Raw genomic sequence first — 20,953 nt, 5'->3', positions numbered from 1 at the left:
CATCATAGCAATCCATATTTTTCTCGATTGGCCAAAACTTTTGGGCTATTGGCTTGCATCCATTCGGTTAGCTCCAATAATTTTTCCACATAGGATTGACCAAATTCCGTCAAACTATATTCAACTCTAATGGGCACTTCGGCATAAGCTTTTCTGGAGATGTACCCATCAGCTTCCAAAACTTTCAAGCGTTGGCTTAATACCTTATTCGATATACCGTAGACAAACTTTTTAAGCTTATTGAATCGCAATATAGGAAAATAACCCAACCAAAGAATAATCAACGTACTCCATTGGTCAGATGCTACGGACATTACATCTCGCACAGGGCATAATTCTGGCGGATGTTTGTAGTCAATATGTCCAAACATTTTTTCTAATTTTTTTGCAGTTCTAACTTTTTGATTATCAGCAATAGTTTCCATAATTACACCTGATTTGATTCTAGTAACCCCAAGTATTTTAAAAAGTAATCTGTATTTTTAATCTCTTTTATAGAGTAAGTTACAAAAAGTAACCATATGAAAAAACTTATAGCTGTAATACTTCCAAGAATCTATGGCACGTATTTTAATATACTTTCTCTTTTTACACCCAAGAAGACCGCCAGTAAAGCTTTCACTTTATTTTGTACCGTAAGAAAAGGAAGGGTGCTACCACAACAAAAGGATTATTTGGATAGTGCAAAGAACGAAACAGAATTGGTGGCTGGCCATAAGTTACAATCGTACCGTTGGCCGGGAACCAAAGAAACTGTTTTACTGGTTCATGGTTGGGAAAGCAATACGTTTCGTTGGCGTAACCTTATCAAAAAATTGACCAAAGCCAATTTTGATGTTATAGCATTTGATGCACCTTCCCATGGATATTCTACTGGCAAGCTTTTGTATGTTCCTTTATATGAAGAGGCGGTGCACCATATAATCAAAAAGTACAATCCTAAATATCTAGTTGGGCATTCTGTAGGTGGAATGACGCTTATGTACAATGAATTTAAAAATCCGAATCCTTCAGTGGAAAAATTGGTCATCATAGGGGCTCCATCCGAGTTTCATGAAATTATGGACCATTACCAGGACTTATTACGATTCAGTAATCGTGTCATGACAGCATTGGACAATTATATTTTTAACCGGTTTGGATTTCGAATCCCTGATTTTTCCGCTTCAAAATTTGCCAAGTCGAATACAAAGAAAGGGTTGTTGTTCCATGACAGATTTGACCTTATTGCTCCATATCATGCTTCAGAAAAAGTACATAAAAATTGGAAGGGAAGTGAATTGATCACAACGGAAGGTTTGGGGCATTCCATGCACCAAGAGGAAGTGAACGACCAAATTGTTAATTTCTTGGAGACTTAGGCATGATGTCCTAATTTTACTAAAAGTCTCCAATATGAAAAATGTAACACCTTTCCATGTAGCAATTCCCGTTCACAATTTAGATGAGTGCAGAACCTTTTACAAAGATGTTTTAGGGTGTGAAGAAGGTCGTAGTAGCGACCATTGGGTAGATTTTAATTTGTTCGGTCATCAAGTAGTGATTCATTACAAAGCTAAATCTGAAGAGGAAGTACATACCAATACGGTCGATGGAAAAAATGTACCTGTTCCGCATTACGGAGTTGTATTGCCATGGGATACTTTTCAGTCTTTTTCCAGTACCCTCAAATCCAAAAATGTAAAATTTGTTATTGAGCCCTACATACGATTTGAAGGAGAAACCGGGGAACAGGCTACAATGTTTTTCCTAGATCCTGCTGGCAATGCTCTGGAGTTTAAGGCCTTTAAGGATATGGAACAACTGTTCGCCAAATAAAAATGGTCCATTATTAGTTCTTAAGAAAGTCCAGTCCTGTTAGCAATACGGTATCGTTTTTTGATTTTATATCATCAAATGTATTAAGTGCTTCAACATCTACTGGTGTTCCTTGTCCTTCATAATTGTTTTTATCTATATCTAAGTAACGTTGGTTACTCAATGAAATTTCCCATCGATTTGGAAGCCTCCTTTCATACATATCAGAATAAGAACCATTTGAAGGTTCGCCAATAAGAGTAACATTGGGCATTGGTGCCATCATTATGCACAGAACATCTGCTGCACTTACGGTTCTATCATTTGTAAGCATTATAACAGGTTTGGTAAACGGATTTTTTCCGGCAGGTTCAATATACTTCGTTTGTAATACTCCGAATTCTTTGTTTTTTCTGGTCTGTTTGTAAAAACCTATCGTCTTTTTGCTCACAAACCGACCTGCAACTGTTTGAGAAAAAGCATCATCACCTCCAATATTAAAGCGAACATCTAAAATGATTCCCTCCAAACCTTCAAAAGAAGAAAAAATGATATCAAGCTCTTTCTCCAAGGTAGGACCTTTCATTTTGGAAAGTTTACTAAAACTTCTCATAAAACGTAGATATCCTATTTTTCCGTTATTACCATAAGTAAAAAGTCGTTCTCCCCTAAACTCTGGACCTATTTCGTTTAAATTTTCAAACCCACTTACTTTCAAGGTTTCTTCTGTCATTTCTCTAAACTTAACCCTTCTATCCGCTTTGGGAATTGAACTTAGTGCATCTGTTATTCTTGATGGTCTTCTTGCCTTAAAAGAAGAATCAATACTCTTTGCCTTTAACGTTACATGTGAATCGTTAAGTGGTGCAAGCATTTCCTTAAAAATCGTAAAAAGCTCATTATCAGAAGTGTTTTTATTTATTTTTACGCTATACGTTCTTCTTACCCCGTCCCAATCAATTCCCTTTTCTTCAAAGGAGGCATAGTTTTGATCAAAAAGATTCCATAAAGCTTCAAAATTCTTAATTGGTGCATTTTGGGCCAGTGCAAGGTTTGTATTTAAAAAAATAATGAGAATTGGGGTGTAGTAATAAGCTTTCATTTAGTCGTTTTCCAGTTTAGTGACTTGTTCGTTTTCTAAGTGTGCTACCAAAAAATCTGCATGTTCCATTGATGTTCATACATGCATTTTAATGATATTTCTGGGGTAAGACGACTCAATTGAAAATACGTTACAGAAATTTTAAACTAAAACAATACCTTTTTTCCGTATCCAGAAGAAAGCGAATATTATATTTGGAATCCAACAAAGCCAAGCCACAATTTTGTAGGCTGGCAAGAATGCTCCAAATACAATGGTTAAAAGAGGTAACCATATACGCAGTGTGACCGCGGCAAAACATGCAGCGTAGCTGTAAATCATCATCCCTTGGTGCAGGGTCAAATCCTTTGATCGTATAGCCGTATAAGCTCTTAGCGTAGTATACAACCAAACTACGCCTAAACAGAAAAATCCTAACGATGTTATAAACCCACCAGTGGCAAAAAAAGCGATGTATACGCCACAAAGTCCACTTATCAATACAGTAAAGACGTAAAATTTACCAAGATTCCTGTGTAGTTTTAAGTTCTTGGAACGAATTTTTTCACTAAACTGTGACCATCCTGTCATCAATGCCAGGCCTCCAAATGTAATGTGCCCATAGAAACCAATGTTCCAAACTGTATTCGATAGAAGCTCGGCGTTCTTTGAGAGCAATATGCCAAATTGTCTCCCAAAATATGCATAGACCAATGGATACAGACCTACTCCTATGGCCAAAAAGGCAAATACTACCCAAGCTATCTTGTTTGTTGGATTCTTCATGATTTATTTATACCGCCAGCTTGTTAAGTCCGCATCTTTTGGGGCACTTTCCGCTATACGTTTCATAATTTTAGGCACATACATGGTATTGTAGCGCATACGGGTTATGTGATTTGGTAATTCTGGATCTCCGTTCCAACAATGCTCGGCCCTATCGCCATATAATACCTCACCGTCATAATGCGGGTCAGTGGTATTTTCCAAAAAGTCTTCCATTAAGTAAACTGCATTGTTGAGATAATAGTTGTCCATATCCCCACAATAGATATGAATTTTACCTTTTAAATTTTCGCCCAATTTATCCCAATCCCGTTCCAAAATATGCCTAAGGTCAAAATTTTCCCGCCAATAATCGGCGACCTTTGGATTGATTTCTCCCGTCATTTTATCCCAGATACGCTCTGGATACCCATCTTTACCTTGAGGAGAATAGGTGGCTTCCCAAATATCCCATTGTTGTCCCGATCTTGATTTTGTACCCAAGACCAATTCCAAATGGTTGTACTCTTTGGTGGTAGTCTGAATTTGCCCCAGATAGTCCCGGTGTGCAGGAACTTCCAATTGTTTGTGTTCGCTTTCATAATAGTAAGCATTTGTGTCCTCGTAAATATTGGTGAGACAATACGCCCTAAAATCAATAGGGTCTGGGCAAGCAGCAAAACAACCGTTGTATTCTTCCGGATATTTTACTTGTACTGCCAAAGCTTCCCAACCACCTGTAGAGCCACCATACAAGAACCGAGACCATCCTTCTCCCATACCCCTAAACTCTTTTTCTATGTACGGAATCAATTCATGCGTGATCGCATCACCATAAGGGCCTTGGCTAGCTGAATTGACCGCATAGGAATCGTCATAGTATGGTGTTGGATGCTGAATTTCAATGATTAGAAACCTTGGAAAATCAGGTTCGTTCCAGCGTTGATAAAAATCATACGCTTCTTGCTGCTGTACAATATTGTAACTCTCAACATTAAAACGTGCCGAGTACTCAGGCTTTGTATTTGGGTCTGGCGGTGTTGTTCTAAAGCCGCCAAAATCACTGGGAAAATGACCATGAAAAATCATCAATGGATATTTTGCTTCTGGATGCGCATCAAAACCTTTTGGAAGTAGCACATGAGCTCCCAAGTACATGTCCTTTCCCCAAAATTCAGAAAGCTTTTCAGATTTAATCTTTATATGTTTTATCCATTCGGTGTCTTTTGCCTCTTCAATGGGTGGAATTACTTTATCCATGACCACATTAACATTCTTAATTCCATTTTCGTCGATTTTAATCTTAAAAGGCTCGCTATATAGGTTTCCCGGAGACCTGTTCCATTTCTGGCCTTCTCCATTATCCATTGGCAATTTAACCGTATGTCCAGTAGCTAAATTGAAGGTTTCATAGGTGTGAAGAAGTGCTTGCACATTGTACTCTCCCGGAGGTACTTTATTTAGACTGGCATAAGGGAATCCAAAAACAGTATCATCAAAGACAAACTCTTCTGTTGGGTTCATATTTTCCACATCCACACCAAAAATCAATTGTGTATTCAACGCTCCATTTATTTGAAAACGGGGTTCTTTTTCATCGTTTGTAGAAAGCATTAGCAGTAAACGCCCATCTAAAGCTTTTTCGCTTGCTTCATTAGAAAATGACACAGAAATACGGCTTGTAGCTTCTTCTTTTTTAGTGCAAGAACTTAGCACCAATAAAAAGGATAAAAGAAAATATTTTCGAATTTTCATGGATGGTTGAATTTGAATTAAAAGATACTGAATTTAAACCTTGCTTCAAACCAATTCTTTTTTCAACCATTTCTAGATACTATTTGGGTAGGACTTAGCGTTATCTAATTAGAAATCATACAGGTATAACGCCTACTAAATTACCAGATGATGAAGACAATTTTACTTTTAATTACTTTAGTATTTTCCACAATGGCCGTTACAAGTTGTACCAATGACGAAGGCGACCAAGATTTGGAAATATTGACCCCAGACGAAGAAACCCAATTAAAGGAAAACGAATAATTATTTTTTCATTCTATGGCGTTCTCTTGCCAATAAGGTGTTTTTTAACAACATGGCTATTGTCATTGGACCTACGCCCCCTGGAACCGGAGTAATATAAGAAGCCTTCTTGCTAACGTTTTCAAAATCCACATCTCCTGTAATATAATATCCTCTTTCACGAGAATCATCGGGGACACGGGTTATGCCCACATCTATTATTACTGCATCGTCCTTTACCATTTCCGCTTTAAGAAATTTAGGTACCCCAAGTGCTGAGATAACAATGTCTGCTTGAGAAATAATCTGGGTGATATTTTTGGTATGACTATGGGTAAGGGTAACCGTGGAATTTCCGGGCCATCCTTTTCTGCCCATTAAAATACTCATTGGCCTACCAACAATATGGCTGCGACCGATTACGACCGTATGCTTGCCTTTGGTATCAACATTGTAACGTTCAAGAAGTTCAAGAATTCCAAAGGGTGTAGCAGGAATGAATGTACTCATATCCAACGCCATTTTACCAAAATTCGTTGGATGAAAGCCATCAACATCTTTATCTGGATGAATGGCCATAATAACTTCTTGTGTATCTATTTGCTCTGGAAGTGGAAGTTGGACTATAAAACCATCTATATTTTCATCTTCGTTGAGCTCATGTATTTTTTTAAGTAGTTCTTGTTCCGATGTTGTACTTGGCATACGGATGAGCGTAGACTCAAAACCGATACGTTCGCAGGATCGCACCTTACTTCCTACATAGGTAAGACTTGCTCCATCGTTACCGACGATTATTGCCGCAAGATGAGGAACTTTTTCTCCTTTTTCCTTCATTTTGACAACCTCGGCCGCGATTTCATTTTTAATGTCGTTGGATACTTTTTTCCCGTCTAGGATTTCCATCTATACACTTATTTTAGATAACAAATTATTGACTATTGACTACTGACTACTGACTACTGACTACTGACTACTGACTACTGACTACTGACTACTGACTACTGACTACTGACTAAAATCAACGCATATTCTGCATCATTTGCATCATTTTTTTACCTCCACCGCCTTGCATCATCTTCATCATCTTGCTCATCTGCTCAAACTGTTTCAGCAACTGATTTACTTCTTGCACCGTTCGCCCACTACCATTAGCGATGCGCTTTTTCCGACTTGCATTCAACTTTGAGGGTGTTGAGCGTTCTTCGGGCGTCATGGAATGTATAATAGCTTCAATATGCTTAAAGGCATCATCATCGATATCCAATCCCTTTAATGCTTTTCCCGCGCCTGGGATCATTCCCATGAGGTCCTTCATATTCCCCATCTTCTTGATCTGCTGTATCTGGCTCAAGAAATCATCAAACCCAAATTTGTTCTTGGCGATTTTCTTTTGGATTTTACGTGCCTGTTCTTCATCAAATTGTTCCTGGGCACGCTCTACCAAAGAGACCACATCTCCCATTCCTAAAATCCTATCTGCCATTCTGGAAGGATAAAAGACATCGATTGCCTCCATTTTCTCTCCAGTACCGATAAATTTGATAGGCTTATCCACCACGGATTTTATGGAAATGGCCGCACCACCACGGGTATCACCATCCAGCTTTGTAAGTATGACACCATCAAAGTTTAGGATATCATTGAAGGCTTTTGCGGTATTCACAGCATCTTGTCCTGTCATGGAATCTACCACGAACAGTGTTTCTTGTGGTGCTATTGCTTTGTGGATATTGGCAATTTCTGTCATCATCTGCTCGTCAACCGCCAAACGACCCGCAGTATCGATAATAACTACATTGCAACCCAAAGTTTTTGCGTGATTTATACCTGCTTTGGCAATTGCAACGGGATCGTTGTTATCCCTATCCGAAAATACTTCTGCCCCAATTTGTTCCCCAACTACGTGCAACTGGTCTATAGCCGCTGGACGATATACATCACAAGCAACCAAAAGTGGTTTCTTATTTTTTTTGTTCTTCAGGTAATTCGCCAGTTTCCCTGAAAACGTAGTTTTACCTGAACCTTGCAGACCAGACATTAAAATGACCGAAGGGTTTCCTGAAAGGTCAATTTCTTCGGCATCTCCCCCCATTAAAGCAGTCAGTTCATCCTTTACGATCTTGACCATAAGCTGGCCAGGCTGTAAATTGGTCAGTACATTCTGACCAAGAGCTTTTTCTTTGACTTTATTTGTAAACTCTTTGGCTATCTTAAAATTGACATCGGCATCGAGCAATGCCCGTCTTATTTCTTTTAGGGTTTCCGCTACATTGATTTCCGTTATCTGACCATGCCCTTTAAGGACATGTAACGCCTTATCTAACTTATCGCTTAAATTATCAAACATCTTGTTACCTAATTTTTTAAGAAGGACAAATTTAAGAATAAGCAATGGGAAGCCCACATTTTGTTAATGAAAATGCACAAATGAAAAAGGAGCGGTAAAATAACTGCTCCTTATCCATACTATCTCAAATTATAATCTCCTATTAGATTCGCTCAAAAGTTAAAAAATCATCGTCGTCGTCGTCGTCGTCATCGTCATCATCGTCATCCAAATCATCATCTTCAGCTAAACGAATACGATTTACGCTGTATTCGAGAACATACCAATCATCGTCCAAATCATCCAGAATATCGTTTGATGTTGAAAAGGATATTTCAAGCTCCAAATCATCTGACTTGTCATCGTCATCGTCATCATATTCAATTTTCCAAGAACCTGTTACCGTTTCAGAGCCATTATCCGCAACAATACTTCCATCTTCATTAAAAATAAAGGCATATGTTGCAAAGTCATCGGTCTCATCAACACCATCGTCAATAAATTTTGCAACTCTCCAGCTACCAGTTTCGGCAATATTCTCCATTGCCATTACATCGGTACTGTCAAAAAAATCGTTGCTGTTGAAATCATCATTCCCATCCTCGTTATTATCGCATGATACGGTAAGGATTAATACACTACTTAAAAAAATTTGCTTTAAATACTTCATGATCATTTTGTTTATGTTACTATTTTATCTGTTACATTGATAGAACAGGCTAAACAAAATATACCCCACCCCCCTTCTTAAAAAATAATTGAGAGATCTTAATTTAAAACACTATTTGGCCAGAAAAAGAAAAGGACGGTTTTAGGGATAGCCGTCCTTTTCTAAAAAAATGGGGAAATCTTCTTTTTCTAAAAAGCTTTAATCATTTAATATACCATAATCATCTTATAGCATCTGTATACATCCAGTCTCTGCTAGTGTGTAATTGCCCCGGTTTCGTCCATGCAGCTTTGCTCAAGTATTATTTTGTTTTCGTTGCTGAAATTGAACCTTATGGTAATTTGTGCTATTTCAGACACCGACCATTCAAGGTTAAATTCAATAAATTCTTCGAGCTGTATCGTCACTAATGCACCTTGGGTTGTAAAGTTTGAACTCCAAGTGCCATTAAAAGTGTTTCCGTTCATATCTTTTAACAGCAAAATGTTTTCTTCCAAAAACGCCAATGTATACCCAACATATTGTTCTACTTGACTATTACCTTCACTGACCATTTCCGTGATCTCCCATTCACATAGTCCTAGATAGGCATCAAATTGTTGTTCATCAAAATCGTCATCATTAAAATCGTTATCGTCATCTTCATCACATTCGTCTTTTGCCGTTTCCAATGCAGTAATAAGTTCACTATTGGTGTTTATGACAATCTCCGTAGCATCAAATTTTTGTAAAGTCAATGGGAATTCCACACCTACAAGATCAGTATCGTTTAATCCTTTAAAGAACATTCTTAGTTCCCTATCGCTAGTTACTGTAATTTCTCCCGTGCGCTGGTTGTTTGGGTTAAATGAAAAAAGAGTCAAAGGGTATATAAAATCAACACATTCGATATTGTCATCATTTCCCCCCTCAACACAACTTGCAGCCAATTCCAGTAGCTCTTCCTTAGTATTAATTACTTTCTCATCGTAATTGGCTAAAATTATCGTAATTGGGAAAAAAATATCCAAATTATTATTGTCCACATCACTCTCATCAAAAATCCGTTCTATGGCTTGAAAATCTTTTCTTGAATTTATAGTAAGTTGAACCCCATTTGCCTCTACTGTATACGGAAATTGTACTTCGATACAACTGGCCCTGTCCACTATATTATCAAAAGAGCCATCGTTAGAAGAAGTTTTTTTAATCAACATACCAATATTTGAATTGGATGTTATCGTCTCTTGAGCAGCGTCCTCAATTATTTCCTCTGGTCCTTCTTGACAGGCCGTAAAATTGAGTGCCATGATAAAAACACCTAGAAAAATTAAACTAGCAATACGTTTTTTCATAATGATTTGACATAGAGAATCATACTACAATGTTAAAACAACTCTCGGTTAAAAAACCCTACTCAAGCTCAATTTTTTAAAATATCTTTGGACAAATGACAAACCTTTTTAAATGAAAAATGTTTGCGAAGAACAACTATTCAGTTCTATATTCAAGACTAATTCCAAAACGGTATTCAATTACATATATTATAAATTTGGGAATGAAGAGAAAGCACACGATGCAGTGCAAGAAGCTTTTGTAAAGCTATGGGAGAACTGTGCAAAAGTACTGCCCGAAAAGGCAAAATCGTATCTGTACACCGTTGCAAACAATACCTATTTAAATGTAATAAAGGCAGAAAAGGTACGGTTGAAGTACGCACAACCAACGCTTGAGCACTCCAATGAGTCCCCCGAATTTTTGTTGGAAGAAAAAGAATACAAGGAGAAATTGGATAAGGCATTGAACAATTTACCCGAAAACCAAAGAACTACATTCTTACTCAATAGAATAGATGGGAAGAAATATGCTGAAATTGCTGAAATAGAAGGTGTAGGCTTAAAGGCTATAGAAAAAAGAATGCACTTGGCTTTAAAAAGCCTACGCGAGGAGATAGATGGGATTTGATGGTTGATAAGATTTAGCCTAAAAAATACAAGTACATTGACAATAAAAGGATATAATCATTTATGAGCTATCTTTAAAAGCACTTTTCTGAAATCTGAAATCTGAAATCTGAAATCTGAAATCCGAGAACTGAGAACTGAGAACTGAGAACTGAGAACTGAGAACCAAAAAGTAGGGTTTTTAACTCTCAAATTGTTACAAACTATAAAGCATAGCACCCATGCAAGAAAATTATCTGGCAAAATGGCTTAACGGAGAACTTTCCGAAGATGAGCTTGCGGAATTTAAGCAATCCGATGCGTATGCCTCTTTTATAAAGCTAAAAGAGGTTTCGGGTACGTTAGTAGCCCCTGAATTCGATGTTGACAAATCTTTAATGGAGCTACAAAATGAACGAATTGGGAATGCTCCAAAAGTTATCACCCTAAATCCATTTAAAAAATTCCTGCGTGTTGCTGCTGTTATTGTTGTTTTGCTGACGGGTTCTTACTTTTTTGTCAATTCAATGGATCAAACAGTTACCACCCAATTGGCAGAACGCTCAGAGCTGTTGTTACCGGACAGTTCAAAAATTATCCTAAACGCAGATTCAAAAGTTTCTTACAGTGAAAAAAAATGGAATGAAAAACGTAATGTCAAACTAAAGGGAGAGGCTTTTTTTAAGGTTGCTAAAGGAAAAAAGTTTACTGTCTCAACCGATCATGGAACTGTTTCTGTATTGGGAACCCAGTTTAACGTTGAAAATAGAGAAGGTTTTTTCGAGGTTACTTGTTATGAAGGCTTAGTAAGCGTCTCGCACAAGAATCTAGATACCAAATTACCTGCAGGTACTTCTTTTTTAGTACTTGAGGGAGAGGTAATGGAGGTTTCCAAACCAAAAGGCATACAACCTTCATGGATAAATAACGAAAGTAATTTTGCCAGTATCCCATTATCCTATGTTTTTAAAGAACTGGAACGACAGTATGATATCAAGGTAAATTCCAAGGATGTTGATACAAGTTTATTATTTACAGGAACTTTTAGCAACACAGACCTAAATATGGCGTTAAAAAGTATAAGCACCCCATCTCGCATTACATACAAAATTGAGGGTAACAACGTACTTTTCTATGCCAAGAACACTCCGTAGCAAGTGTTTTAAACTCTTCTTAGGGTTCCTGTTATTTCTGTATTGCGCCCATATCAATGCTCAGGAAGAACAGGATAAACCTGTTGTGCTCACTAATTATATAAAAAATCTGGAAGAACGTTTCAATATCAAGTTTTCATACCTTGATAAGGATTTGGACAACTTGACCATTTCCATACCTGAAAATGTGGTTTCATTAAATGACATTCTAAATTTTCTTGAACAACATTTACAGCTAAAAACCGAGAAAATAGATGACCGATATTACGCATTGACCAAAAATGCAGTTGTTAACATATGCGGAAAAGTATTGGACAATTTTGCAAAAAATAACGTTTCAGGGGCTACAGTAGAGATTATTGGAACCAAAATAGCCGTAACTACAGATACGGAAGGTTCATTTACCTTTGATACTATCCCAAGGAACGCTTCGCTTAAAATTAGATATCTAGGTTATACTACACAATACCTAAGTGTTGAAGATATTGTAAAGGAGAACGGATGTGCCAAAATTCTTATGGCCCAACATTATGAAGAACTCAATGAAGTTGTGGTATATCAATTTCTCACCTCGGGTATTATAAAGGAAATGGATGCCAGCATTACTTTAAACACCTCGGATTTTGGAATTTTACCCGGACTTATAGAACCAGATATCCTCCAAACGGTCCAAGCGCTGCCCGGAATAAAAAGCATTGATGAGACAGTATCCGATATTAACGTAAGAGGTGGCACCAATGATCAAAATCTATTGCTTTGGAATGGAATCAAAATGTATCAATCCGGACATTTCTTTGGATTGATTTCTGCTTTTAATCCGTATTTGACAGATAAAGTCACCGTAATAAAGAACGGAACACCTTCTACATATGGCGATGGCGTAAGCAGTGTTATACAAATGGAAACCAGGAACGAACTTTCCAATACTATTTTAGGCGGTGCAGGTTTTAACTTTATAAGTGGAGATATCTATGGCCAAATCCCTTTGAGCGATAAAGTGGGAATACAACTTTCCGCCAGACGTTCTTCAACAGACTTTTTAAATACGCCCACGTATGCAAAATTTTTTGATAGAGCATTTCAGGATAGCGAGGTAACCAATCAAAATAATGTCACCATAGATGAAGATATCATCAGGGATGAAAATTTCTTTTTTTATGATTTTACGGGAAAACTACTTTATGATATCAATGACAAGCACAAGTTTAGGGTAAACCTTATCAGCATAACAAACAATCTTGAATACTCGGAGACCAATTTGACCGAGCCAGAAACCACAAATAGTGTCTTAACACAAAATAATTTGTCGATCGGTGTACAACTGCAAAGCAATTGGACAAACAAGTTCAGTTCCAACCTAAACGTCTATTATTCGCGCTACACGTTAGATTCACAAAGTTTTTTTGGAAATCGGATTCAGTTTTTACTACAAAATAATGAGGTGAGTGAAAATGCCATCAAATTAGATACGGATTATGCCATATCGAATAGTTTTACATGGAAAAATGGATATCAATATATAGAGACAGGTATCGTAAACACTACAAATTTGACCCAGCCACCTTTCGACAGTGAAGTGAAAGGTGTGATAAGAATTCACGCGCCACATACAGAAATCCGCTTTAGCACTCCAGAGAACCGATTTATTGCAAAAGGAGGCTTGCGGTTTAATTATATCGAGAATGTGGATACGTTCTCCAAGTTTATTATAGAGCCCCGCCTCAACCTCAACTTTAGGCTTGCAAAACATATACGGGGAGAAGTTTTAGGAGAGTTCAAGAGTCAAACCGTTAACCAAATTATAGACTTGGAACAAAATTTCTTGGGCATTGAAAAGCGCAGGTGGGTCTTATCCGATGATGATACGCTACCGATAACCAGAAGTAGACAAGGTTCGATCGGCATAAATTATGACAATAACAATTTTTATCTTGGAGTCGAAGGGTTCTACAAAGAAGTAGATGGAATAAGTACCAATACCCAAGGCTTTCAGAACCAAAATCAATTTAATGGGGAAATAGGAAGTTATACTATTAAAGGACTTGAGTTTTTGATAAACAAAAAAGGGGAAAAATACAGTACGTGGTTAAGCTATACCTTCAACGATAACAATTATAATTTTGATGCCATAGTCCCAAATGGCTTTCCCAATAATTTGGACATAAGGCATACGATTTCTGTGGCTGGTACGTATACCTATAAAAACCTGAAATTAGGATTGGGGATCAATTATCGTACTGGAAAACCGTTTACAGAACCAGAGGATGGTGACATTGCCCTAAATACTTCTGTTTTACCAACAAGAATCAATTACAAGTCACCCAATAGCAGTAGACTTCCGCAGTACATTAGGGCAGATGCCTCTGCCATCTATAAATTTAAGTTGAGTCAAGGCATTAACGCCAATGCTGGAGTTTCAATATTGAACATTACCAACCGAAAAAACACGCTTGACAAATACTACCGCGTAACTGAGGACAACCAAATTGAAACAGTGGAAAACGTTTCACTGGGAATTACACCAAACGTAAGCTTTAGGGTTAATTTTTAGTTATTTTTCAAGTCTTGACATAACAATAACGTGCGGAAATGTAATAGCAGCCAAAAAGTACAGTAAAATCGAAGTGAAGAACTGGTTGTTGTCGCGAAGGAGAAAATACAGTCCAAAAAGTCCTACCAAAGAAATCACCCAATACATCCATGATGATTTCAAATACTTTATAAAAGTCAACTTATTAGACGTTCCATAGAGATAGTTCATTTGATCCACCAAGGAAGGTATACTATGCCAAACCACAAAGTATATACAAAAACCCCAAAGTAAAGAGGCGGTTTGGAATATGATAAAAAAGACCAATAAAAAGAATAGCTCTTCCCAGATATTTGCTTTCAACAGATTGAAATAAAAATACAAGCCCAATTGTAGCAAAAAAAGTATACCAATGACTACCGTAGCGATGAGATAACTATTTTTTTCTAGAGCTAAACCAGAAATATCCTGGATAATGAGAGATGCCTGTTCATGTTTTACATAAAAAATGATAAACAAAATAAATAATCCGTAAAATGTAAATAACAATACGTCCCATTTGGTTTTCTTAATCAGGTTTTTATTCCAATGCTGCTCTCCAAAATGGAATCCACTTATAAGAAGGAAGAAAATCAATGCCAACGCCGGGAAGAATGAAAAAATTAACAGTATCAGTAAAACAGTCATTACATACAACCCAAAAACCTTCATTTTATGGACTTTACCTTTACTTCTTTCTGCACTCACCTGAATTAGCCTGATGTCATTTGAACCATGTAGGATGCCAAAAGTAAATATGAAAAAATAAGAAACAAAACCCTCAACCTCATCATTTGAAAATACGGAAAACCACAATGCAAAGATGGTAACCACTATCATAGCACTTCTCAATTTGACAAAATTTAACTCTTTTTGTTGAATCATTGATAAAAAATAATAAACAAAAATATGAATTTATTGTTTAATTTTTATTAGATTTGGTTAAACAAAATTAATTAACACCAAAATAACATGGAAAATTTATTTACATCACTGCCCATGGTAGCGCAACTTGCTACCGATGATTATGTGGGCTTCACGTTCTTTGTAGGATGCATGGCCATGATGGCCGCTTCCGCATTTTTCTTTTTATCGATGAACAGTTTTGACAGAAAATGGAGAACATCCATTTTAGTTTCAGGATTGATTACATTTATTGCCGCAGTACACTATTGGTACATGAGAGATTATTGGTCTGGATTTGAAGAATCACCAACGTTTTTCAGATATGTAGATTGGGTATTAACGGTACCATTAATGTGCGTTGAATTCTTTTTAATTCTACGCGTAGCAGGTGCTAAAACATCTTTAATGTGGAGGTTGATATTCCTTTCAGTTGTGATGTTGGTCACTGGGTACATAGGAGAAGCTGTAGACAGAGACAATGCTTGGTTATGGGGTCTTGTATCCGGTATTGCTTACTTTGTTATTGTCTACGACATTTGGTTGGGCAAAGCGAAAAAATTGGCTGTCGAAGCAGGAGGTTCGGTCTTGCAAGCACACAAAACCTTATGTTGGTTCGTATTGGTTGGATGGGCAATATATCCTATAGGGTATATGGCAGGTACGCCAGGATGGTATGAAGGAATCTTTGGAGGTCTGGATTTAAATGTGATTTACAACATTGGTGATGCCATTAACAAAATTGGGTTTGGATTGGTAATTTATGGTCTTGCCGTATCACAAACCAGCAAAACTGCTGAAGCATAAATCTTTCAAACGAAAATGAGGTCTTTCTGAGCTCATTTATTTAGTTGGTTAAGGAAACACCGCTCTAAAGGGCGGTGTTTTTTATGTATTAAGAAACCACACCTTTCAATGTGATTTGGAAAAATGATAATTCAGCATCTGTTTTACGATGCGATAAACTTCTGGGGATTTTTCTTTAAAGTGAACCGGGGTCTCCATAAAGTTTTCACATAACACGGAAAAAAGCTCAAACACATTCGTGTTTCCGTACTTTCTAAAATAATTCAATCCTAATGCTTCTTTATTTAATTCAGGAGTACCGTATAGTTTTTTTAGTTTCTTAAAGCCCCATTGCAATCGTAGTGCTTCCCACGTATTTTTACCTTTTGTTTCGAAAAAAAGTGCATGCCCAAACTCATGTATGGCTAAATTTACGTTATCGGTACTGCTTTCAAACCCATGCACCAAAGTATCCGCAGAAAAAACCAAAGTTTTGAGACCTACGTTATATTCTCCTAAATGATGTTTTTTATTAATGATAGAATAATACTCCGATGGATAAATAACAATCTGCTGTACCGACTTAATGTATTTATAATTTTTCATACCCAAGGTCAACAAGGCACCTGCACCACTGATCAAAAGTTTTAGTTCTTCCTTGTTCTCTACAGGTCCTTTAAAAGAAAACGTCTTTTTAGACCTAAACCAAGAGACCCTTTTAAAAAACGTTGCTCTTTTTTCTTCATCCAAAAGGCCAAGAAAACCAATTAGCCCAATTAATCGATTTTCTTCTCTTGTAGTTAAGGGACTGGGTTTTAAAAATGGATTTATGCCATATAGACCAAAAGCATAGTATATGATGTAACCAAGATAGCTTAGGATAAATAAAATGCAACAAAATCCAAATATGTCCACGCCTGTAATTCCCAAATCACATTCGTTCAGGAACTTCAATTCCTAAAAGTTGAAATGCAGATTGGATAATAGCTCCCACTTTTTTGGACAAGAGCACCCTAAACTGTCTTTTATGTACATCAGATTCCCCTAAAATAGAAACCTGTTGATAAAAGGAATTGAACTCTTTTACCAAATCATAAGTATAGTTGGCTATTAAAGCTGGGCTATAACTTTCGGCCGCCAATTGAATGGTCTCGGGAAATAACTGAATGTGTTTCAATAGTTCTTTTTCCTTTTCGTGCAAGACCAGTTTTGTATCAAGCGTAGCTAAAGTTTCAAAATCAGCTTTTCTAAGAATAGATTGAATCCTTGCATAGGTATACTGAATAAAAGGCCCGGTATTCCCTTGAAAATCCACGGATTCTTCAGGGTTAAAAAGAATACGTTTTTTGGGATCCACCTTAAGGATATAATATTTTAAAGCCCCAAGACCAATAATGCTATAGAGTTCTTGCTTCTCTTCTTTGGAATATCCTTCCAATTTACCAAGTTCCTCAGAAATCTCCTCGGCGGTACGGGTCATATTATCGATAAGATCATCGGCATCCACAACGGTTCCTTCTCTACTCTTCATTTTACCGCTGGGCAGATCGACCATTCCGTAACTTAAATGATGAAGTTGTTTTGCCCAAGCAAACCCAAGCTTTTTCAGGATTAAGAAAAGTACCTTAAAATGGTAATCCTGTTCATTGCCAACAGTGTATACCATTCCATTGATATCTGTAAAGTCCGTTACCCGTTGAATGGCCGTTCCAATATCTTGGGTCATATAAACTGCCGTACCATCTGAACGTAATACGATTTTTTCATCAAGACCTTCATCCGTTAAGTCTATCCAAACACTACCATCTTCTTTTTTAAAGAAAACGCCTTTTTCAAGACCATCTTTTACAACATCCCTTCCTAAAAGATAGGTATCACTTTCATAATAGAGTGTATCAAAATCAACTCCAAGGTTTTTGTAGGTAGTATCGAACCCTTCGTACACCCAACCGTTCATCATTTTCCAAAGGGCAACAACTTCCGCATCCCCAGCTTCCCATTTCCGAAGCATCTCTTGTGCTTCCAATAGTATGGGCGCCTCCTTTTCAGCTTTTTCTTTTTCTATGCCCTCGGAAGTGATTTTAACAATTTCTTCTTTATATACCTTATCAAAAGCCACATAATATTTCCCCACCAAATGGTCGCCTTTCAATCCAGTCGATTCAGGAGTCTCACCCTCACCAAATTTCTGCCAGGCCAACATACTTTTACAGATATGGATTCCCCGGTCATTGATAATTTGGGTTTTATAGACCTTCTTTCCCGAAGCTTTTAAGATTTCCGCTACGGAGTAGCCCAATAAATTGTTTCGGATATGGCCTAAATGCAAAGGCTTGTTCGTGTTTGGCGAAGAATATTCCACCATGACCGCATCTTTGGTCGCAGTTTTTACAAATCCGTAATCTTTCTCATTAACGATCGAGTTAAAGAAATCGATATAAAATACATCATGAATCACCAGATTTAAAAAGCCTTTCACCACATTGAATTTCTCAATCGCTGCAACGTTTTCCACTAAATATTCCCCAATCTTAGTGCCGATTTCAACAGGGTTTCCTTTTACCACCCGTAACATAGGAAAAACTACCACCGTAATATCTCCTTCAAAGTCTTTGCGAGTAGGTTGAAACTCTACAGATGGTAATTCCGCACCGTATAGTTCGGTTATCGCAGTGACAACATTTTTGGACAATTCATTTTGTAAACTCATCTAGAAAGCCTTTTTCAGCCAGCAAAACTACATATTTTTTACCCTTTTCTAAGTAGATATAAGTGGCTAAACCTCTTATTATGATTATTTTTATGGAAAACAATGCTATGGAACGTTTGCAAGGCAATATCCTTGTATTGGTCTATTTTGCTATCCACAAAACTATTGCCCGCATTAGGAAGATTAAAGTTGATACGCATGTGGTGATGGTCGTAACCAAGTAGACCTCTTTTTTTGATAGTGGAGTAATAAAATCTATTAGGAACATACAGACTACCATATTTATTTAGATAATCCAGAAACATTGTTTTAAAATTGAAAAAAAACGGTTTGCTATGCTTTTAAATGTTTCTTACAACGACAAAACGATCACCAAAAAAATTGACGAGGCGGTCGGTAAACCGTTTACCCTAAAAGAACGCTTTGCCTTAAAAGGAATAGGTTCTCCAAAACTTTTTATTACGGAAACCAGCATAGAAATCCAGAATCTATTGATTCTGGACAACAACCTGAATGCATGTAATATTGAAATGCGTCCAAAAGGCATCATCGTGCGTTTTAGGTCATTATTGGAAACTTATGGCCTGATTATCCCCTATTATAAACTCACTATCTATAAAGGTGACTTTGCAATTTATTCCATCTACCGTGATAGTTATTTTATAAAGGTAAGGTCCGACACCAAAGCGATACAAAAGTTTTTTAAAAAGCTATTGGATTATAAAGCTGACAATGCCCCCACTTCAATTGAGGATTTATGAAAATTCTTCTAACCGGTGCCAACGGCTATATTGGAATGCGCTTATTACCACGTTTGTTGGAACTTGGCCACGAAGTCATCTGTGCCGTTCGGGATGAAAAACGTTTGTCCATCGATAAAAAGACACGGGGAAGGATTCAGGTAGTTGAAATTGATTTTCTGGAAGAAGTCGATTCAACTAAAATCCCTAAAGATATTGATGCCGCCTATTACCTTATCCATTCCATGACCTCATCTATTGATGATTTTGATGAAAAGGAGGCCATAACAGCTAAAAGTTTCAATGAATATGTATCGGAAACATCGATACAGCAGGTTATTTATCTAAGCGGCATCGTAAATGACGAAAAACTTTCCAAACATTTGAGCTCCAGAAAAAACGTAGAGGATATTTTATACCAAGGAAGGTTCAATTTAACAGTTTTAAGAGCCGGCATCATTGTAGGATCCGGAAGTTCTTCTTTTGAAATTATTCGAGACCTGTGCGAAAAACTTCCCTTTATGATTACTCCAAAATGGGTATTGACAAAATCCCAGCCCATTGCCATAAGAGACGTTATCAATTTTCTTACTGGTGTATTGGGCAATAAAGACACCTACAACGAGTCTTTTGACATTGGTGGGCCAGATGTTCTTACTTATAAAGAAATGCTCCATAAATATGCTGAAGTGAGAGGGTTTAAAAACTGGATACTTACCGTGCCCATTATGACACCAAAGCTGTCTTCCTATTGGCTCTATTTTGTCACCTCAACCTCATACAAACTAGCCGTTAACCTGGTAGATAGCATGAAGATGGAAGTCGTTGCCAAAGATGATAAGTTACAGCAACTATTGGGCATTAAAACCCATACCTATCCACAAGCCATTGAAATGGCCTTTAAAAAAATTGAGCAAAACCTGGTCTTGAGCAGTTGGAAGGATAGTATTGCCAGCGGCCGAACAAGTGATGATCTAGAAAAATACATACAGGTACCAAAATATGGGGTTCTGAAAGATGTAAAGAAGATGTCCATTACAGATGAAGATGAGGTTCTGGAAAATATATGGCGAATTGGTGGCAAACAAGGATGGTACTATGGTGATTGGCTTTGGAAAATACGCGGATTTTTGGATAAACTCAATGGAGGGCCAGGTTTACGACGTGGGCGCACCAATCCTGATAAAATATTCCCTGGAGATGCCCTTGATTTCTGGCGCGTACTTCTTGCAGATAAAAAATCCAAACGTCTTTTGCTTTTTTCCGAAATGCGCATGCCGGGAGAAGCTTGGCTGGAGTTTAAGATAGATAACAACAATACCCTTCACCAAGTAGCAACATTTAGGCCAAAAGGACTTAGGGGAAGGTTGTACTGGTATAGTGTTTTACCCTTTCACTATTTTATTTTTGGAGGTATGATCAGAAATATTTCCAAAACCTAGCATTCTGGCCTAAACTTTGAGAAACTTACTTGAATAAATTCAAAAATTTAGAGCTATAAGCAACCT

General features: G+C 37.2%; 21 protein-coding genes. 10 read left to right on the top strand and 11 right to left on the bottom strand.

The window, feature by feature from the left end; all coding sequences use genetic code 11:
- Positions 1–2 precede the first annotated feature (2 nt).
- The gene (locus KIM67_RS05205) at positions 3–425 is read right to left on the bottom strand and encodes a helix-turn-helix domain-containing protein (RefSeq protein WP_213830288.1); all 423 of its coding nucleotides are present in this window, start codon (positions 423–425) and stop codon (positions 3–5) included.
- 96 nt (positions 426–521) lie between these two features.
- On the opposite strand from KIM67_RS05205, the gene KIM67_RS05200 reads away from it, so the two are divergent.
- Positions 522–1,361 (top strand): alpha/beta hydrolase, encoded by an 840-nt coding sequence (locus KIM67_RS05200; RefSeq protein WP_213830287.1) that lies wholly within the window; start codon positions 522–524, stop codon positions 1,359–1,361.
- 34 nt (positions 1,362–1,395) lie between these two features.
- Entirely contained in the window at positions 1,396–1,818 is a 423-nt protein-coding gene (locus KIM67_RS05195; protein WP_213830286.1) for a VOC family protein, read from the top strand.
- 13 nt (positions 1,819–1,831) lie between these two features.
- Here KIM67_RS05195 and KIM67_RS05190 read toward each other — a convergent pair whose 3' ends face one another.
- The 3 genes from KIM67_RS05190 to KIM67_RS05180 form a co-directional block, all read right to left on the bottom strand.
- On the bottom strand, positions 1,832–2,899 hold the full coding sequence (locus KIM67_RS05190) for a S41 family peptidase (RefSeq protein ID WP_213830285.1): 1,068 nt from the start codon (positions 2,897–2,899) through the stop codon (positions 1,832–1,834).
- A 141-nt stretch (positions 2,900–3,040) separates the two neighbouring features.
- On the bottom strand, positions 3,041–3,664 hold the full coding sequence (locus KIM67_RS05185) for a DUF2306 domain-containing protein (RefSeq protein WP_213830284.1): 624 nt from the start codon (positions 3,662–3,664) through the stop codon (positions 3,041–3,043).
- A gap of 3 nt (positions 3,665–3,667) precedes the next feature.
- Positions 3,668–5,398: an alpha/beta hydrolase-fold protein gene (locus tag KIM67_RS05180; RefSeq protein ID WP_213830283.1), complete on the bottom strand. Its 1,731-nt coding sequence runs from the start codon at positions 5,396–5,398 to the stop codon at positions 3,668–3,670.
- A gap of 147 nt (positions 5,399–5,545) precedes the next feature.
- Between KIM67_RS05180 and KIM67_RS05175 the strand changes: the two genes are divergently transcribed.
- Positions 5,546–5,683 carry a hypothetical protein gene (locus KIM67_RS05175; RefSeq protein WP_213830282.1) on the top strand — a complete coding sequence of 46 codons (138 nt, stop codon included), beginning with the start codon at positions 5,546–5,548 and terminating at the stop codon, positions 5,681–5,683.
- Here KIM67_RS05175 and KIM67_RS05170 read toward each other — a convergent pair whose 3' ends face one another.
- The 4 genes from KIM67_RS05170 to KIM67_RS05155 form a co-directional block, all read right to left on the bottom strand.
- Positions 5,684–6,568, bottom strand: a complete 885-nt coding sequence (locus KIM67_RS05170) for a bifunctional 5,10-methylenetetrahydrofolate dehydrogenase/5,10-methenyltetrahydrofolate cyclohydrolase (RefSeq protein WP_213830281.1) — start codon at positions 6,566–6,568, stop codon at positions 5,684–5,686.
- A gap of 115 nt (positions 6,569–6,683) precedes the next feature.
- A complete protein-coding gene (gene ffh, locus KIM67_RS05165) occupies positions 6,684–8,012 on the bottom strand; it encodes a signal recognition particle protein (RefSeq protein WP_213830280.1) in 1,329 nt (442 codons plus the stop codon).
- Between the two features lie 142 nt (positions 8,013–8,154).
- Positions 8,155–8,661: a hypothetical protein gene (locus tag KIM67_RS05160; protein WP_213830279.1), complete on the bottom strand. Its 507-nt coding sequence runs from the start codon at positions 8,659–8,661 to the stop codon at positions 8,155–8,157.
- 254 nt (positions 8,662–8,915) lie between these two features.
- A complete protein-coding gene (locus KIM67_RS05155; protein WP_213830278.1) occupies positions 8,916–9,995 on the bottom strand; it encodes a hypothetical protein in 1,080 nt (359 codons plus the stop codon).
- 112 nt (positions 9,996–10,107) lie between these two features.
- On the opposite strand from KIM67_RS05155, the gene KIM67_RS05150 reads away from it, so the two are divergent.
- The 3 genes from KIM67_RS05150 to KIM67_RS05140 all read left to right on the top strand — a co-directional run bounded on the left by KIM67_RS05150 (position 10,108) and on the right by KIM67_RS05140 (position 14,288).
- The gene (locus KIM67_RS05150; RefSeq protein WP_213830277.1) at positions 10,108–10,605 is read left to right on the top strand and encodes an RNA polymerase sigma factor; all 498 of its coding nucleotides are present in this window, start codon (positions 10,108–10,110) and stop codon (positions 10,603–10,605) included.
- A 220-nt stretch (positions 10,606–10,825) separates the two neighbouring features.
- Complete coding sequence (locus KIM67_RS05145) at positions 10,826–11,737, top strand: FecR family protein (RefSeq protein ID WP_213830276.1); 912 nt, start codon at positions 10,826–10,828, stop codon at positions 11,735–11,737.
- Positions 11,718–14,288, top strand: a complete 2,571-nt coding sequence (locus tag KIM67_RS05140; protein ID WP_213830275.1) for a TonB-dependent receptor — start codon at positions 11,718–11,720, stop codon at positions 14,286–14,288. The genes KIM67_RS05145 and KIM67_RS05140 overlap by 20 nt, the downstream gene beginning before the upstream one ends.
- On the opposite strand, the gene KIM67_RS05135 is transcribed toward KIM67_RS05140, so the two are convergent.
- Positions 14,289–15,146, bottom strand: a complete 858-nt coding sequence (locus tag KIM67_RS05135; RefSeq protein ID WP_213830274.1) for a Brp/Blh family beta-carotene 15,15'-dioxygenase — start codon at positions 15,144–15,146, stop codon at positions 14,289–14,291.
- Positions 15,147–15,278: 132 nt separating this feature from the next.
- On the opposite strand from KIM67_RS05135, the gene KIM67_RS05130 reads away from it, so the two are divergent.
- Positions 15,279–16,016 carry a bacteriorhodopsin-like gene (locus tag KIM67_RS05130; protein ID WP_213830273.1) on the top strand — a complete coding sequence of 246 codons (738 nt, stop codon included), beginning with the start codon at positions 15,279–15,281 and terminating at the stop codon, positions 16,014–16,016.
- 105 nt (positions 16,017–16,121) lie between these two features.
- On the opposite strand, the gene KIM67_RS05125 is transcribed toward KIM67_RS05130, so the two are convergent.
- Positions 16,122–16,949: a zinc-dependent peptidase gene (locus KIM67_RS05125; RefSeq protein ID WP_213830272.1), complete on the bottom strand. Its 828-nt coding sequence runs from the start codon at positions 16,947–16,949 to the stop codon at positions 16,122–16,124.
- On the bottom strand, positions 16,927–18,705 hold the full coding sequence (gene argS / locus KIM67_RS05120; protein ID WP_213830271.1) for an arginine--tRNA ligase: 1,779 nt from the start codon (positions 18,703–18,705) through the stop codon (positions 16,927–16,929). The genes KIM67_RS05125 and argS overlap by 23 nt, the downstream gene beginning before the upstream one ends.
- An 80-nt stretch (positions 18,706–18,785) precedes the next feature.
- On the opposite strand from argS, the gene KIM67_RS05115 reads away from it, so the two are divergent.
- The 3 genes from KIM67_RS05115 to KIM67_RS05105 all read left to right on the top strand — a co-directional run bounded on the left by KIM67_RS05115 (position 18,786) and on the right by KIM67_RS05105 (position 20,887).
- Positions 18,786–18,929: a hypothetical protein gene (locus KIM67_RS05115; RefSeq protein ID WP_213830270.1), complete on the top strand. Its 144-nt coding sequence runs from the start codon at positions 18,786–18,788 to the stop codon at positions 18,927–18,929.
- A gap of 111 nt (positions 18,930–19,040) precedes the next feature.
- Positions 19,041–19,466 (top strand): hypothetical protein, encoded by a 426-nt coding sequence (locus tag KIM67_RS05110; protein WP_213830269.1) that lies wholly within the window; start codon positions 19,041–19,043, stop codon positions 19,464–19,466.
- A complete protein-coding gene (locus KIM67_RS05105; RefSeq protein ID WP_213830268.1) occupies positions 19,463–20,887 on the top strand; it encodes an SDR family oxidoreductase in 1,425 nt (474 codons plus the stop codon). Before KIM67_RS05110 ends, KIM67_RS05105 begins: the two co-directional genes overlap by 4 nt.
- The last annotated feature ends 66 nt before the right edge of the window (positions 20,888–20,953 follow it).

It is taken from the genome of Flagellimonas sp. 389 (assembly GCF_018449435.1).
Classification (GTDB): domain Bacteria; phylum Bacteroidota; class Bacteroidia; order Flavobacteriales; family Flavobacteriaceae; genus Flagellimonas.
Note: the sequence above shows the minus strand (reverse complement) of the source record. Positions and strands in the feature narration are given on the sequence as shown.

Excerpts from the sequence above, each read along its gene's own strand:
- KIM67_RS05145 (WP_213830276.1), top strand. The coding sequence starts at position 10,826 with ATGCAAGAAAATTATCTGGCAAAATGGCTTAACGGAGAACTTTCCGAA.
- KIM67_RS05105 (WP_213830268.1), top strand. The coding sequence starts at position 19,463 with ATGAAAATTCTTCTAACCGGTGCCAACGGCTATATTGGAATGCGCTTA.
- KIM67_RS05175 (WP_213830282.1), top strand. The coding sequence starts at position 5,546 with ATGATGAAGACAATTTTACTTTTAATTACTTTAGTATTTTCCACAATG.
- KIM67_RS05170 (WP_213830281.1), bottom strand. The coding sequence starts at position 6,568 with ATGGAAATCCTAGACGGGAAAAAAGTATCCAACGACATTAAAAATGAA.
- ffh (WP_213830280.1), bottom strand. The coding sequence starts at position 8,012 with ATGTTTGATAATTTAAGCGATAAGTTAGATAAGGCGTTACATGTCCTT.
- KIM67_RS05195 (WP_213830286.1), top strand. The coding sequence starts at position 1,396 with ATGAAAAATGTAACACCTTTCCATGTAGCAATTCCCGTTCACAATTTA.
- KIM67_RS05205 (WP_213830288.1), bottom strand. The coding sequence starts at position 425 with ATGGAAACTATTGCTGATAATCAAAAAGTTAGAACTGCAAAAAAATTA.
- KIM67_RS05185 (WP_213830284.1), bottom strand. The coding sequence starts at position 3,664 with ATGAAGAATCCAACAAACAAGATAGCTTGGGTAGTATTTGCCTTTTTG.
- KIM67_RS05110 (WP_213830269.1), top strand. The coding sequence starts at position 19,041 with ATGCTTTTAAATGTTTCTTACAACGACAAAACGATCACCAAAAAAATT.
- KIM67_RS05135 (WP_213830274.1), bottom strand. The coding sequence starts at position 15,146 with ATGATAGTGGTTACCATCTTTGCATTGTGGTTTTCCGTATTTTCAAAT.
- KIM67_RS05190 (WP_213830285.1), bottom strand. The coding sequence starts at position 2,899 with ATGAAAGCTTATTACTACACCCCAATTCTCATTATTTTTTTAAATACA.
- KIM67_RS05155 (WP_213830278.1), bottom strand. The coding sequence starts at position 9,995 with ATGAAAAAACGTATTGCTAGTTTAATTTTTCTAGGTGTTTTTATCATG.
- KIM67_RS05160 (WP_213830279.1), bottom strand. The coding sequence starts at position 8,661 with ATGAAGTATTTAAAGCAAATTTTTTTAAGTAGTGTATTAATCCTTACC.
- KIM67_RS05130 (WP_213830273.1), top strand. The coding sequence starts at position 15,279 with ATGGAAAATTTATTTACATCACTGCCCATGGTAGCGCAACTTGCTACC.
- KIM67_RS05115 (WP_213830270.1), top strand. The coding sequence starts at position 18,786 with ATGATTATTTTTATGGAAAACAATGCTATGGAACGTTTGCAAGGCAAT.
- argS (WP_213830271.1), bottom strand. The coding sequence starts at position 18,705 with ATGAGTTTACAAAATGAATTGTCCAAAAATGTTGTCACTGCGATAACC.
- KIM67_RS05180 (WP_213830283.1), bottom strand. The coding sequence starts at position 5,398 with ATGAAAATTCGAAAATATTTTCTTTTATCCTTTTTATTGGTGCTAAGT.
- KIM67_RS05150 (WP_213830277.1), top strand. The coding sequence starts at position 10,108 with ATGAAAAATGTTTGCGAAGAACAACTATTCAGTTCTATATTCAAGACT.
- KIM67_RS05200 (WP_213830287.1), top strand. The coding sequence starts at position 522 with ATGAAAAAACTTATAGCTGTAATACTTCCAAGAATCTATGGCACGTAT.
- KIM67_RS05140 (WP_213830275.1), top strand. The coding sequence starts at position 11,718 with ATGCCAAGAACACTCCGTAGCAAGTGTTTTAAACTCTTCTTAGGGTTC.